General features: G+C 50.3%; 14 protein-coding genes. 10 read left to right on the forward strand and 4 right to left on the reverse strand.

Annotation, left to right across the window (positions count from 1 at the left end):
• Positions 1–120 precede the first annotated feature (120 nt).
• The 3 genes from eptB to CKQ54_RS17550 form a co-directional block, all read right to left on the reverse strand.
• Positions 121–1,797: a kdo(2)-lipid A phosphoethanolamine 7''-transferase gene (gene eptB, locus CKQ54_RS17540; RefSeq protein ID WP_120163934.1), complete on the reverse strand. Its 1,677-nt coding sequence runs from the start codon at positions 1,795–1,797 to the stop codon at positions 121–123.
• Between the two features lie 236 nt (positions 1,798–2,033).
• Positions 2,034–3,467, reverse strand: a complete 1,434-nt coding sequence (locus CKQ54_RS17545; RefSeq protein WP_244220221.1) for a heavy metal sensor histidine kinase — start codon at positions 3,465–3,467, stop codon at positions 2,034–2,036.
• Positions 3,460–4,134: a heavy metal response regulator transcription factor gene (locus CKQ54_RS17550; RefSeq protein WP_120163935.1), complete on the reverse strand. Its 675-nt coding sequence runs from the start codon at positions 4,132–4,134 to the stop codon at positions 3,460–3,462. Before CKQ54_RS17550 ends, CKQ54_RS17545 begins: the two co-directional genes overlap by 8 nt.
• A gap of 213 nt (positions 4,135–4,347) precedes the next feature.
• On the opposite strand from CKQ54_RS17550, the gene CKQ54_RS17555 reads away from it, so the two are divergent.
• From CKQ54_RS17555 to CKQ54_RS17565, 3 genes are read left to right on the forward strand one after another with little or no spacing between them, the layout of a single operon-like run.
• The gene (locus CKQ54_RS17555) at positions 4,348–4,971 is read left to right on the forward strand and encodes a hypothetical protein (protein ID WP_112289412.1); all 624 of its coding nucleotides are present in this window, start codon (positions 4,348–4,350) and stop codon (positions 4,969–4,971) included.
• Positions 4,972–5,010: 39 nt separating this feature from the next.
• Positions 5,011–5,652 carry a cytochrome b/b6 domain-containing protein gene (locus CKQ54_RS17560; protein ID WP_120163936.1) on the forward strand — a complete coding sequence of 214 codons (642 nt, stop codon included), beginning with the start codon at positions 5,011–5,013 and terminating at the stop codon, positions 5,650–5,652.
• Positions 5,645–6,409 carry a molybdopterin-dependent oxidoreductase gene (locus CKQ54_RS17565; RefSeq protein WP_112289414.1) on the forward strand — a complete coding sequence of 255 codons (765 nt, stop codon included), beginning with the start codon at positions 5,645–5,647 and terminating at the stop codon, positions 6,407–6,409. Before CKQ54_RS17560 ends, CKQ54_RS17565 begins: the two co-directional genes overlap by 8 nt.
• A 293-nt stretch (positions 6,410–6,702) precedes the next feature.
• On the opposite strand, the gene ompX is transcribed toward CKQ54_RS17565, so the two are convergent.
• Entirely contained in the window at positions 6,703–7,230 is a 528-nt protein-coding gene (ompX, locus tag CKQ54_RS17570) for an outer membrane protein OmpX (protein ID WP_120164108.1), read from the reverse strand.
• Positions 7,231–7,716: 486 nt separating this feature from the next.
• Between ompX and rhtA the strand changes: the two genes are divergently transcribed.
• The 7 genes from rhtA to CKQ54_RS17605 all read left to right on the forward strand — a co-directional run bounded on the left by rhtA (position 7,717) and on the right by CKQ54_RS17605 (position 13,781).
• Positions 7,717–8,625, forward strand: coding sequence for a threonine/homoserine exporter RhtA (gene rhtA, locus CKQ54_RS17575; protein WP_369964440.1), 909 nt, complete (start codon positions 7,717–7,719; stop codon positions 8,623–8,625).
• A gap of 215 nt (positions 8,626–8,840) precedes the next feature.
• Positions 8,841–9,404: a fasciclin domain-containing protein gene (locus CKQ54_RS17580; RefSeq protein ID WP_120164107.1), complete on the forward strand. Its 564-nt coding sequence runs from the start codon at positions 8,841–8,843 to the stop codon at positions 9,402–9,404.
• A 64-nt stretch (positions 9,405–9,468) separates the two neighbouring features.
• Positions 9,469–10,050: a sigma-70 family RNA polymerase sigma factor gene (locus CKQ54_RS17585; protein ID WP_120164106.1), complete on the forward strand. Its 582-nt coding sequence runs from the start codon at positions 9,469–9,471 to the stop codon at positions 10,048–10,050.
• Positions 10,047–10,724: an anti-sigma factor gene (locus CKQ54_RS17590; protein WP_120164105.1), complete on the forward strand. Its 678-nt coding sequence runs from the start codon at positions 10,047–10,049 to the stop codon at positions 10,722–10,724. The genes CKQ54_RS17585 and CKQ54_RS17590 overlap by 4 nt, the downstream gene beginning before the upstream one ends.
• 455 nt (positions 10,725–11,179) lie before the next feature.
• Complete coding sequence (gene dps, locus CKQ54_RS17595; protein WP_112289418.1) at positions 11,180–11,683, forward strand: DNA starvation/stationary phase protection protein Dps; 504 nt, start codon at positions 11,180–11,182, stop codon at positions 11,681–11,683.
• 659 nt (positions 11,684–12,342) lie between these two features.
• Positions 12,343–13,119: an ABC transporter permease gene (locus CKQ54_RS17600; RefSeq protein WP_113877497.1), complete on the forward strand. Its 777-nt coding sequence runs from the start codon at positions 12,343–12,345 to the stop codon at positions 13,117–13,119.
• Complete coding sequence (locus CKQ54_RS17605; RefSeq protein ID WP_120164104.1) at positions 13,116–13,781, forward strand: ABC transporter ATP-binding protein; 666 nt, start codon at positions 13,116–13,118, stop codon at positions 13,779–13,781. The genes CKQ54_RS17600 and CKQ54_RS17605 overlap by 4 nt, the downstream gene beginning before the upstream one ends.
• Positions 13,782–13,802: the final 21 nt, after the last annotated feature.

Below are 13,802 nucleotides of genomic sequence, written 5' to 3' on the forward strand. Positions count from 1 at the left end.
TAGCAGAAGAGAAACTCTCAATACCTTGTTAACCGATTGTGACTTAAAAAACGGAGGGCGACCAGAAGGATGTCACCGCCCTTTCCATTGTTCCGAAAAAGGCGGCATTTTTAGCGGTAATTATTTTGCAGCGGCGGCCTGATCAGGCACATGACACCAGTTATGTTGCTCGACAATCCCGCCATTTGGCGAGGTGTAACCGATACAACCCAGAAGGGTGTCGTACAGTTTTTCATGGAAAGCCGGTTTCTTTTCAGCGGCCATTTTCTGCAACTGTTCGAAGCCCGCTTTGTTCTGATCGTTTGACAGGAATTTGTCTGACGCCCAGACCATGATCGGCACAGTACGTTGCTCAATCGGCGCATGATCGCGCGGTGTGCCGTGGAAATGCATACTTTTGGAAATCGATTCACCGTGATCGGAGGCATAAAACACAATCGCATTCTTGTCGCGCAGCTGATCAAACACCTGCGACAGGAAATAGTCGGTATACAACAGCGAGTTGTCGTAAGCGTTGATCATCTCTTCCGTAGAACAGGAATCATCAATACCCATGCATTCCGGTTTATATTTGGCGAAAGAACGCGGATAACGGTCGGAGTAAAGATAATGCGAGCCTTTGGTGTGCAGAATAATCAGGTGCTTACCCTGCGGATGATTGTTCATCGAATCTTTCATTTCATTGATGAGCAGCATGTCATCCACCGGCTTACCGGCATTACGCTTCTCAGAGGCAATGTTTTCACGCAGTGAATAATCGTCAGCGCGGGTTTTATTGTAGAACCACGCTTCGCTTTGCATGGAATAAAGCTCAGAGCTCCAGCCATTGCTTTTCAGAACGGAAAACACATTAGCTTCTTTCAGGGTACGCTGCGGTTCTTCAGAGGCTCCGCCCTCGCGCACAAACATGCAGCGCAGGGAAAGTTTGGTGGCGGTATCACAGGAATAGCCCTGCAACGCGACCAGGTTTTTCTCTTTGTCGAGATTCGGCGTGTTGTCACGGTCGTAGCCGTACAGACCCATATGGTCACGACGCGCACTTTCGCCGATGACAAACACCACATACATATCTTTGGCATCAGCCGGTGCGGTGTAAGTGAAATGTTTGGCCGGATCGAACAGGTTTTTGTTGTCTTCGGCTTTGCTGTAGCTGCTGTAGGTGTATAAACCCAGCGCTGAAAGCCAGTTGGACGGCGAATACGTACCGGCAACCACGCCGCCATAACTCGCCATCATGCGGTTATTAACGATGTCGTGACGATCCTGCACTTTGCCCATCAGACGCAGCGGCATATAACAAATCAGCCCGGAAACCGCGAGCAGCACGGTTCTCACCGCCAGCTTTTTAAAGGTGGTTTGTCTGAGCGCCGCACCCGGCATTTTGCTCAGCCACAACAGCAGGACCGGGATCAGGCTGACCAGAACCGTCCAGGCGATGAAGTGCGTTCCGACAGATTCTTTCGATAAATCAATCGAGTCCGATGCCAGCGCCGCCGCCAAAATACCGTAACCGATATCGACGTTGAACAGGATCATGTAATAGCTGGCGGCAGCGGAGGAAATAACAATGGCCGTCATCAGCACACGGAAAACGGTTTTTCCGGTATAAGACAGCAACATACAAAGGAAGTAGACCAGCGCGAAACAGGCGATCGCTTCAACAGCAATGGACAACGCATTGTCATAATGCAGCTGCTCGAAACGACGGAAGAAGATCGGAAGGTTCAGTAAAATCCCAAGATAAAGTGCAATGAACAAAGAGATGCTCTGTTGCGAAAGTGTTCGTAATTTATGCATTAGAAATAAATGGCTCTTTTGTGAGTCTGTTTACGTCGTAAAGACCGCTCGTACCGGAGGATGGAACCTGCTCCTTAGGACAATTCAGACCCCGGAACGCCTATAATCGTTCAAAGTCATTGGTGACTTCCAATGTGATAATGTTACAAAATTAACGAATTGCTTATGTTTCAAAGCCATAGAAATGTGGGTTTCATACTTTTCCGACTCATTTTTTGAAATCTGTTGAGCAATTATTAAGAATCTTTGTGACCCGCATCAGGAAAGGACAGCGTGAAGCGCGTCTCTCCCTGCGCTGAACTTTCAACACTGACACTGCCCTGATGCAACGCCATAATGGCCTGAACAATCGATAAACCGAGCCCGCTGGAACTGCCACCTTCACTGCGTGACGCATCCGCACGATAGAAACGGTCGAAAAGTTTTCCGAGCTTATCTGCCGGTATCGGATCGCCCTGACTGATAACGTGAATATCCATGCCTTTAGCATGAGGTTCGGCGCGTAACACCACTTCGGTTCCTTCACGGCCATAACGCACCGCATTAGCCACCAGATTACTCAGCGCACGCTGGAACAAAATAGCATCCGCGTGTAATACACCGCGCCCCTCGCCGTGCAGCGTCATTTCCCGCTCTTCTGCCAGCCCTTCAAAGTATTCCTGGATACGCGTAATTTCTGATGAAACATCAATGCTGGTTATGGTGAGAACCGACCGCGCATCCGAAGCACGCGCCAGGAACAGGATGTTTTCGACCATCCGCGAGATGCGTTCCAGCTCTTCCATATTATTAGCCAGCAGCGTTTCATATTCCTCAACCGTGCGTGGCTGATACAACGCCACCTGACAATGCCCCATCAGCGCGCCCACCGGCGTGCGGATTTCATGGGCCAGATCAGCGGAAAACTGCGTCAGGCGCTGATAACCTTCCGCCAGCCTTTCCAGCATATCGTTGAAAGAAAGGATGAGTTGCTGTAATTCCTGCGGCGCTTTGTCGGTACTCAGGCGCGTCGATAAGCTGGCCGGATGGATTTGCGTCGCTTCCCGCGCCATATTGCGCAGCGGCCTCAAACCACGGCGGATAACCAGATAACCCAGTGCGGCAATCAGCACATACGAAAACAACACTGCGCCGATAATTTCCCAGCGGAAGGTTTCTAACAGGCGCGATTCTTCGGTCATGAAATGGCCTGCGGTAATTTCAACCGTGCGCCCGTCCTGAATTTTTACCGCAGCACGGGCAAAACGCACCGGCGTGCCATCTGGCGCTTTTTGCCCGTGAACCGTTTTCAGCGTCAGCGGCTGGCCTTCGGGTACCGCGGCAAACGGCGGTAAAACAAGATGTGAAGGATTGACGTTGATTAACGGCGGCTCGCCGGAAAGGCTGAAGGTCAGAATATCGCGCTCATTGCCGAGCATATTTTCAAACAGGCCGGGATTGCGGCTCAGCTGTGACAGCGGGAATTCATTCGCCAGCAGATGGCGAAAATACTGCACGCGCCCGCTGACCTGATAATCCGCACGGCGCACCAGTTCTTTGTCCATCGAATAGTAGAGATAAAAGCCCACGGCACTGACCACCAGCGAGGCCAGCAGCGCAAAAAGTAATGTGGCGCGCAGCGTCAGCGACATGGCCCGTGCAGGCTTTTTAGCGGAAGTTAAATCAGTCATTGCGCACTTCACAGACGTAGCCGATGCCGCGCACGGTGTGGATCAGTTTCAGCTCAAAGGCGCGGTCAACTTTGGCGCGCAGACGCTTAATGGCGACATCCACCACATTGGTGTCACTGTCGAAATTCATATCCCATACCTGCGAGGCGATCATGGTGCGCGACAGCACTTCGCCTTCGCGACGCATCAGCAGCTGCAACAACATGAATTCTTTATTGGTCAGCGCGATGGTCTGATCCTGACGGGTTACGCGACGGCGCAGCACATCAAGATGCAGGTCAGCGACCGAGTAAATATCCGGCTCTCGCGCTGCCGGACGGCGCAGCAACGTGCGGATACGCAATACCAGTTCGGTAAAGGAAAACGGTTTGATCAGATAATCGTCAGCGCCCAGTTCCAGCCCGTGGATGCGATCCTGCACTTCATCACGTGCGGTGAGAAACAGCACCGGCACGTCGCTTTTCTTGCGCAGAACTTCCATCACCTGCCAGCCGTCGAGGCCGGGCAGCATGACATCGAGGATCACCGTGTCATAGCCCTCTTCCAGCGCCAGAAACAGGCCATCGGCCCCGTTACGCGCCAGATCGACGCTGTAACCGGCTTCGGTCAGCCCTTTTTTCAGGTAATCGCCCGTACTGACATCGTCTTCAATCACCAGTATCCGCATTCAGGCCCTCAGCGCCGCAATACCATTCTCCCAAAGAATGATTCATGGGGAAGTTTATCAGTTTCGCCAGACACCTTTGATGACAATTTTGTCATCAATTTGTCATCAGCCAATCCCGGTTTATCGTCCACTCTTAAGGAAGCTATTCATCACTGGCAGGGTCAGTGATTCTTCTAACCAAATGAAATAACGCCGGAAACTGGAGAGTTAATAATGAATACCACCAAACGTCTTGCGGGTCTGTTACTGGGTTCACTGCTGATGAGCAGCACAATGGCATCGGCTTTTGCCGCCGATAACGTGATCAAACCAACACGCGGAACCATTGATTCTGTTAATGACTCATCAGTACAAATCACCACCCGTCAGGGCGAAAAGCTCGACGTTAAGCTGACGGATAAAACCCGTATCAACTCCGTCACCAAAGGCCAGATCAGCGATATCAAAGCCGACAGCTTCATCGGTACGGCGGCAGTACCTCAGGCCAACGGCACACTGAAAGCGCTGGAAGTTCACGTATTTGCTCCGAGCCTGCGCGGCAGCGGCGAAGGTTTCAATCCGTTTGAATCGCCGGACGGCAAAATCAATACCATGACCAACGGCACCGTCGGCAAACTGGTTAACAGCAATGGCCGCACGCTGACCGTGAAATACCATGATGCAGAGAAAACCGTTGTCGTTCCTGACGATGTACCGGTCGTTCTGCTGGCACCGGGTGACCGCAGCCTGCTGAAACCGGGCACCAAAGTCGTGCTGTTCGCGATGAAAGATGACAAAGGTTCCCTGGTTGCACGCGGTATTTCTGCGGGTAAAGACGGCGTTACGCCACCAATGTAATCCGGCCTGACGGCCTTACCGGACAACAGGAGTTTTTCCGTGAAACCTCAGCCCTCTCCACTTCGCAAACGCAGGGTGCATTCCTGGCCGGTGCGCATTTGTCACTGGATTAATCTGCTGGCAATGATCGGCATGGTAATGAGCGGCTGGGGGATTTATAACGCCGACCCGATTTTCTCGTTTACCTTTCCCCAGAGCACGACCCTCGGCGGCTGGCTGGGCGGCAACATCGCCTGGCATCTGGCAGTCATGTGGCTGCTGGCGGCCAATGCCCTTTTCTATGTGCTGTGGGGCATGTTGAGCGGCCATTTCCGCCGCGATTTTTTCCCCTTTTCACCGCGAACGGTCTGCCGAGATACCGTTCGTGCGCTGACATTCAAACTCCCCCACAAACTCGGGCAGTACAATGCCGTGCAAAAACTGATGTACAGCGGCGTGCTGTTGCTCGGCCTATTGCTTTTGCTTTCCGGTTTGTCCATCTGGAAACCGGTACAGTTCAGCGGTCTGGTGTGGTTGTTTGGCGGTTTTGATATCGCGCGTTATGTGCATTTTTTTGCGATGAGCGGCGTGATGCTGTTCGTCATTATTCACGTACTGATGGTTCTGCTGGTGCCAAAAACCTTCGTGGCGATGCTGACCGGCGGCAAAAAAATAAGTACGGAGGAAAGCGCCGATGAGTGATAAATCACGCCGGCCAAAAATTATTCTTGAGCCCGATCAGCGCAAGCAACTGGTCAACATTCAGCGCCGCATGTTATTGCGTGGAGGTCTCACGCTGGGCGCGGTATCGATGCTCACCGGCTGTAATCTGCAGGACGGTGACGAAGTCGATAAAGTGCTGTGGGCGATGTCACGCTGGAATGACCGCGTGCAAGGCTGGCTGTTCAGCGGGCAAAAACTGGCGCAAACCTATCGCGCTGACCAGATCACCACGCCGTTTCGCTTTAATGCTTATTATCCGGAATATAACGTGCCGGAAATCGACATTCCCAATTACCGGCTTGAAGTCTCTGGTCTGGTGCAAAAGAAAGCCTCGTGGACGCTGGAACAGTTACAGCGACTGCCGCAGGAAAGTCAGATCACTCGTCTGATTTGCATTGAAGGCTGGAGCGCAATTGGTCAGTGGAAAGGCGTGCCGCTGAAAACGTTTTTACAGCACATCGGCGCAGATCTGACCGCTAAATACGTCGGATTCAAATGTGACGACCGCTATTATTCCAGCATCGATATGGCGACGGCGCTGCATCCGCAAACCATTCTGGCGCTGGATTTCGGCGGCAAACCGCTACCGCCTGATTTCGGTTACCCGTTACGCCTGAGAATGCCCACCAAGCTTGGCTTCAAAAACGCCAAACACATTGGCGCGATCTTCGTGACCAACGAATATCCCGGCGGCTACTGGGAAGATCAGGGATATAACTGGTACAGCGGGATTTGAGTTGCCCGCTAAACCCCCTCCCCGCCTCCCCCTTCGCAGGGGGAGGAGTAAAAAAGCCGACCTGCTCCCTCCCCTGCGAAGGGGAGGGCTGGGGAGGGGTATTGATGGCAACCCGATAGTAAAGTTTGCAATAAACCAACACCCCCTCCCCGCCTCCCCCACGTAAGCGGCAAAGGTGAAAATAACGGTCGCGTCTCCACTACCCGCTGAAAAAAGTCATAAAAAAACCGCTCAGTTGAGCGGTTTTTGTTTTCGCGGGTGTGTAACGACAAAGCGTTACGCAGGGCGAAGAATTAGAAGCTGTAACCCACGCCTGCGATCCAGGTACCAACATCAACACTGCGGATGCGGGACTGTTCGTAGGACACGTCCAGAGCAACGTTCTGGATTGGGTTGAACTGCAGACCAGCACCGTAAGAGAAGCCGTAATCGCTTGAATCGTATTTTTCACGGTTAGTAGATGCTGCTGATTCGTTGTACTGAGTTTTACCGTAACCCACACCCACAACACCGTAGATGGAAGCCCAGTCATTCAGACGGTAAGCTGGACCAGCAGTCAGACCGTAGTACTGTGCTTTACGGTAGTCACCAGATGCCGGTGTGCTGTCATCTTCGATGTAGGTGAAAGAACCGATAACGCCCAGTGGGTTGCTATCTTGTTCCCAGCGGTATTTTAAGTTGAAGCCGTTTGCTTTGTTAGCAACGCCTTGCATATCACCCTGAGCATAACCAGCGGTAACGGTGCTGGTGTCAGCGAATGCGCTTGATGCGCCCAGTGCAACTACACAAGCTAATGCGGAAAGACATGCGATTTTTTTCATCATAACCACCTCAAATAAGAAACCAAAGTAACCTTCACGTTCCAAAATATAACAAAAACTAGTGTGAAACTCTGCCTCATTTAAGATGTCCAAAGCATCATATGGTGTAACAAGAAGTTTCCAGCACACCCTATCCATATAATTTAATTGGGATTTTCGTCACATAAACTATAAGATAAACTTATTGAACTTTTTGAAATTAGCAGATAATTCCTAATTATCTGGGCAAAAAATGGACACTTTTCAGGCGTTTTTTCGCTTCTTTTAAAAAAACAGGTTCTGAAAAAAACTTTTTATCAGGATTTTTTCTCTTCCGTTTTCCCTCTACACTGACCTTGCTTTACCTTTCTTTTCAAAACTATAAATCTAAAAGATTCTGAATTTATGGAATCACCTCAAAAGGCTCAAAGGATGACTCATTCAGGAAAGAACACGCCGGAAACGCAGACAACTCTGCCGCCTGCGACAAATAACAACAGCCCCCCGATCCCGGCGTTGCCTAAAAAAGCGTCTCCCCTGGTCGCGATCCTGTTGCTGCTGATCGCCATGCTGTCATTACAGGGCGGCGCGTCACTGGCCAAAACGTTGTTCCCGGTAGTCGGGCCGCAAGGTGTCACCGCGCTGCGACTGGGCATCGGCTCCATTCTGTTGCTGCTCTATTTCCGTCCGTGGCGCCTGAAAATGCGCGGCGGCAATCTGCGTTCACTGCTGATGTATGGTCTGGCACTGGGCTGCATGAATTATTCCTTTTATCTGGCACTGCGCACCGTCCCGCTGGGCATTGCCGTTGCACTGGAATTTACCGGCCCGCTGGCCGTGGCGATGTTTTCTTCACGCAGACCCGTCGATTTTATCTGGGTCGTGCTGGCCGTCACCGGATTGCTGTTCCTGCTGCCGCTCGGCCAGAGCGCGGGCGGTGTTGATCTCAAAGGCGCGTGTTTTGCGCTGATTGCGGGTGCGTGCTGGGCGATTTATATTCTTGCCGGACAAAGAGCTGGCAGCAGCTACGGCCCCGGCACTGCCGCGATGGGCTCGCTGATTGCCGCACTGATCTTCTTCCCTGTCGGTGTCATCCAGGCGAAGACCTCGATATTCAGCTGGGAGATCCTGCCGCTGGGCCTGCTGATCGCCCTGCTTACGTCAGCTATTCCTTATTCACTGGAAATGATGGCGCTGACCAAACTGCCCGCTAAAACTTTCGGCACGCTGATGAGCATGGAACCGGCGATGGCCGCGCTTTCCGGCATTATCTTCCTCGGCGAGTTCCTGACGGGGACACAGTGGCTCGGGCTCGCAGCGATTATCGCGGCATCGGCAGGTTCGACGCTGACGATTCAGCGTAAAACGAAAATAGAAACGGTCGATATCGCCGGGAATAATCCTTCCGGTAAATAGCCTTTCGGCAAATAGCCCTGCGTTTTTCTGTCAAAAAGCCACGTTCCTCCGACGTGGCTTTTTCTTTTCTGTTTATTCTTTTTTATCAATGCATTGCAAATTACTTTCATTAATTTCTATTTTTTATCGTTTTTCCTGCATCCAAAAGCGGGGGTCCATTCGTATGTATAGATGTGAGGCAAGACCTTACCTACTCAACGACAAAGGACACCATCATGAAAACATTACTCCGTACCGCTATCTGTGCATCTCTTCTGCTAAGCACCGCGTCAATGGCTGCAATGATGTCCCAAAGCACCACCATGGTCGGTGGCGCTGAAATGTATCCTTCTAAAAATATCGTAGAAAACGCCCTGAACTCGAAAGACCACACCACCCTGGTCGCCGCCGTGAAAGCGGCGGGTCTGGTGGATACGTTGCAGGGTAAAGGTCCGTTCACTGTGTTTGCGCCGACCAACGCCGCTTTCGCTAAACTGCCAGCCGGGACTGTCGACAATCTGGTGAAACCGGAAAACAAAGCCACGCTGACCAGCATCCTGACCTACCACGTGGTGGCGGGTAAGTATGAAATGAAAGATCTGGAAAAACTGCTGAAAAAAGGCAACGGCACGGCGGAACTGAAAACCGTCAACGGCCAGCCACTGTGGATCATGAATAATGGCCCGCACAATATTCAGCTGAAAGATGGCAAAGGGAATATCGCCAATATCAGTACTTATGACGTCCAGCAGAAGAACGGTGTGATCGACGTCATTGATACCGTCCTGATGCCAAAATAATACCGACTATACTGAGGGCATGATTTCTTTATGAAACAGCACTTCAGTAAGTCAGGACGGGCGAATGCATGACAATTTTTTAGTTAAGCCAACACCAGAGAAAGCACAGGAAGTACAGCGTGAACTGATGAGCGCCATGGCCGTTGGCGACCGACAGGCATTTGAGCAATTGTACCGTCTGACGTCCCCCCGGCTGTTTGCCGTCGCGCTGAGAATGCTGCGCCGGCATGCCTGGGCAGAAGAAGTGTTGCATGACAGCTATATCACCGCGTGGAACCGTGCCGGGTCGTATAATCCGGCGCTGAGTTCCCCGATGACCTGGCTCACCCATATTGTCCGCAACCGCGCTATCGACTGGATGCGCGGGAGCGACAACCAGTTAGAGGAACTGGATGACAACGTGGGAGAAAACGATGCCAGCGACCACGATGAACCCTTACAACGGTTGCAGCAGGACAGCGAAGCCAAAATACTGGCCGACTGTCTCGCGCACCTTCCCGCCGAACAAAGACAAAGCCTGACTCTTGCCTATTATCAGGGCCTGTCACACGGTGAGGTCTCATCGCATTTACAACAACCTCTGGGGACGATTAAAAGCTGGATCCGTCGCGCCCTGGATCACTTAAAGAGCTGCGCAGGCCTATGAAAAGCAGAAGCCATTATCATGCTGCCCTCGCGGCTGAATATGCGCTCGGCACCTTACGCGGCGCAGCACGGATTCAGTTCGAGCAAAAAATGCGGGAAGAACCTGAACTGGCGGCTGAAGTCGCCCGCTGGCAGGAAGCTTTCACACAACTGGATAATCAGATTGTCCCGGTCATTCCGCCCGCTTCGGTGTGGAAGCGCATTCAGCACAATCTTGCATTGCAACCGGCCAGATTACCGGTTCCCGCTAAAAGACCGGTACGCGCTTATCTTGGCTGGGCGCTGGCCGCCGGGCTTGCGGCGCTGTTACTCATCCCGCGCCTTCTGGTGCAACCTGAAACGCCGACACCGGTGGCTGTTCTCGCCAGCAGTGCCGGTGCGCAGAACGGGCAATGGGTGGTGAGCGTGGATATGAGTACCCGCAGCCTGATGCTGACGCCACTTAAGGCGCAAGGTATCGCCGGTGACCATAGTCTGGAACTGTGGGCCATTCCGCCTGGCGGCAAACCCCGCTCCCTCGGCCTGCTGAATACACAACAACCGACGCAACTGGCACTGGCGGAAAAGATGCCTGATCCGGGTTATACGCTGGCAATCAGTCTGGAACCACGCGGAGGCTCACCGACCGGACAACCGACAGGTGCAGTGCTGTACAGCGGTGCTCTGGCACTTTGATTCACTGCGATACCCTGCGATCGACGTTATGAAATATAAAACGGCAGGCTTTTCCTGCCGTTATGTTTTCAAAAGAATAATTTATACCAGCAACTATTTTCAGTGCATAAATCGTTTTCAGTGAATAAATGACGACTTCCGTTGAAACCAGAGCCAGGATATATATCCTCACACGTCAGCTTACATTTAATAATATCTGACCGCTGTAATGAAAATTATTATCACTGGCATTTAATGATTTTCGCGATAATATTTTATCTGTTCAGGAGGATTCCTATCCACCTTATAAATCAGTGTGATAAGGTGGTTCCTCAAATACGGAATTGTCTATTAGACAGATGCTATCGAAGCGATAGGAAATGCTGTCCTGCAAAATTTCGATTTATTGCTATACTGAATGCAGTTGAGAAACACGTTTGTAGCAATTAATTTTAATGAAACAAGGAGATATGAATATGAGTACCGCTAAACTGGTCAAAACGAAATCTTCTGAGCTTATTTATACACGCAACGATTTAGATGAAAGCGTCAAGCTGGATACTATCAAGGTGCTGAACCGTCTGGTGGCCGAATATATTGATCTGTCACTGATTATCAAACAAGCACACTGGAACATGCGTGGCGCTAACTTCATCGCCGTCCACGAAATGCTTGATGGATTCCGTACTGCTGTTATCGATCACCAGGACACCATCGCAGAACGTGTGGTGCAGTTAGGTGGCGTGGCGCTGGGTACCGTTCAGGTTGTTAACGATAAAACTCCGCTGAAAAGCTACCCGACCAACATCCATACCGTGCAGGAACATCTGAAAGCGCTGGCAGATCGTTTTGCTGTAGTCGCTAACGATACCCGTAAAGCGATTGGTGAAGTTGAAGATGAAGACACCGCAGATATTTTCACCGCCGCATCGCGCGACCTGGATAAATTCCTGTGGTTCATCGAATCAAATATTGAGTAATCAGAATCAGGTAATCCTTATCGGGTAAATGTTGCCCGATACCGCAGAATCAGGCTGCGGAACTCTGAGTGATTAATGCGAAAGGCCAGTGACGAAAGTCGCTGGCTTTTTTATGTCCGCTATCAAGCCCCGCTCCCCTCTTGTGAAAATTTGACTTAAAACCCGCCTCAGCCAGTAACTTTGCATCAGAATTTAATAATACCCCTGATGAATAGTTACAATTTCAACTAAATCTGCAACTTAAGTCAATGGAACCGGTTTCAATATCCCACTGAAAAACCAAGACTTTATTTACCCCCTCAGAGAATTCTTAAACCAATAGGCCGTATGAATGATTTAATACAAATTAATAGTTCAAAGCAATTTTACATAGGTGTGGTCACCCCTGAAACTTGCTGAAATATTTTTTCGCAACCTTTGCATTTTTGTGAAAAGGGTATCTCACTCTAACCTTATAAAAAATAGAGATATTTACCAGGGATGTTCCCCCGGCATCAGTCCTCTATACGCAACTTATGGATAAGTGACTCCCCCGCTCCTGACACATCTTTGATGTGTTATGCACAACCGACTCCCCACAATCCGACCCGTTCCTGAGCGCATTGGCTGCTGTAAGCCAGGGGCGGTAGCGTGGAAATGTTAAACACTGGAATAATCCGATGGCACGTAGTGGCTTAGAAGTTCAGAAAGCGGCGGTAAAAGCGCTGTTTTTGAGGGAAATTAAGACTCGTTTTGGTAAGTTCAGACTGGGTTATCTGTGGGCAGCCTTAGAACCCATGGCGCATATGCTGATTCTATTGGGGATCTTTGGCTATGTTATGCACCGCACGATGCCTGATATATCATTTCCGGTATTTTTGATTAATGGCATTATTCCTTTCTTTGTTTTCAGCAATATTACCAACCGATCTATAGGCGCTATTGAAGCCAATCAAGGGTTGTTTAACTATCGACCTGTACGCCCAATTGATACTATCCTCGCCAGAGCAATCTTAGAAACCTTGATATACGCCGTGGTTTACATATTGCTAATGGCCATAGTAGGTTTGCTGGGTGAACAATTTGAAGTCACTAAGCTTATTACTCTGATTCTGGTCTGGGTACTGTTAGTTTTATTCTCTTGTGGAGTCGGGCTGATATTCATGGTTGTCGGGAAGTCATTCCCTGAAACCGAAAAGTTCTTACCTATTTTGATTAAACCGCTCTATTTTATTTCCTGCATTATGTTTTCGCTGCACAACATCCCGAAAGAATACTGGCCGTATTTGCTATGGAACCCTATCGTTCACGTGGTAGAACTTTGCCGTGAATCCGTTGTTCCGGGTTATATCAGCGAAGGCGTCAGCCTGAATTATCTGGCCGCCTGTACTCTGGTTGTATTATTCATCGGATTAGCCCTCTACCGAAACCGTGAAGAGGCGATGCTGACATCATGATAAAAATCGAAAACCTGACAAAATCCTACCGCACACCGAAAGGCCGCCATTACGTTTTTAAAGATCTCAACGTTGAACTGCCTTCTGGTAAAAGCGTGGCGTTAATTGGGCGAAATGGCGCAGGTAAATCAACCCTGTTACGCGTTATCGGCGGCATTGACCGTCCCGATTCCGGCAAGATTCACACCGATAAAACCATATCCTGGCCGGTCGGCCTGGCTGGTGGATTTCAGGGCAGTCTTACCGGACGGGAAAATGTGAAATTCGTTGCACGCCTTTATTCCACACCAGACCAGTTACGCGAAAAAGTCGCCTTCGTCGAAGAGTTTGCCGAACTGGGTAAATACTTTGATATGCCGATTAAAACCTATTCCTCCGGCATGAAATCCCGTCTGGGTTTTGGCCTGAGTATGGCATTCAAATTTGATTACTATCTTGTCGATGAGGTAACAGCCGTCGGCGATGCCAGATTCAAACAGAAATGCGCTGACTTGTTTAAAGCACGGCATGAAGAAGCCAGCTTTTTGATGGTGTCCCACAGTCTGGGATCACTGAAAGAGTTTTGCGATGTGGCTTTGTTTATCGGCAGGGATAATCTTGTCAAATACTTTGAGTCAGTTGATGAGGCGATTGATACTTATAAGATTGATGAGAAAATCTAGAAAATAAGTAATAACAATCCA

This window comes from Rahnella variigena, from assembly GCF_003610915.1.
Lineage (GTDB): Bacteria > Pseudomonadota > Gammaproteobacteria > Enterobacterales > Enterobacteriaceae > Rahnella > Rahnella variigena.

Coding starts and splice junctions, on each gene's coding strand:
- CKQ54_RS17545 (WP_244220221.1), bottom strand. CDS start 3,467: ATGACTGATTTAACTTCCGCTAAAAAGCCTGCACGGGCCATGTCGCTG.
- CKQ54_RS17565 (WP_112289414.1), top strand. CDS start 5,645: ATGAGTGATAAATCACGCCGGCCAAAAATTATTCTTGAGCCCGATCAG.
- CKQ54_RS17590 (WP_120164105.1), top strand. CDS start 10,047: ATGAAAAGCAGAAGCCATTATCATGCTGCCCTCGCGGCTGAATATGCG.
- CKQ54_RS17550 (WP_120163935.1), bottom strand. CDS start 4,134: ATGCGGATACTGGTGATTGAAGACGATGTCAGTACGGGCGATTACCTG.
- CKQ54_RS17600 (WP_113877497.1), top strand. CDS start 12,343: ATGGCACGTAGTGGCTTAGAAGTTCAGAAAGCGGCGGTAAAAGCGCTG.
- CKQ54_RS17605 (WP_120164104.1), top strand. CDS start 13,116: ATGATAAAAATCGAAAACCTGACAAAATCCTACCGCACACCGAAAGGC.
- dps (WP_112289418.1), top strand. CDS start 11,180: ATGAGTACCGCTAAACTGGTCAAAACGAAATCTTCTGAGCTTATTTAT.
- eptB (WP_120163934.1), bottom strand. CDS start 1,797: ATGCATAAATTACGAACACTTTCGCAACAGAGCATCTCTTTGTTCATT.
- ompX (WP_120164108.1), bottom strand. CDS start 7,230: ATGAAAAAAATCGCATGTCTTTCCGCATTAGCTTGTGTAGTTGCACTG.
- CKQ54_RS17585 (WP_120164106.1), top strand. CDS start 9,469: ATGCATGACAATTTTTTAGTTAAGCCAACACCAGAGAAAGCACAGGAA.
- CKQ54_RS17555 (WP_112289412.1), top strand. CDS start 4,348: ATGAATACCACCAAACGTCTTGCGGGTCTGTTACTGGGTTCACTGCTG.
- CKQ54_RS17580 (WP_120164107.1), top strand. CDS start 8,841: ATGAAAACATTACTCCGTACCGCTATCTGTGCATCTCTTCTGCTAAGC.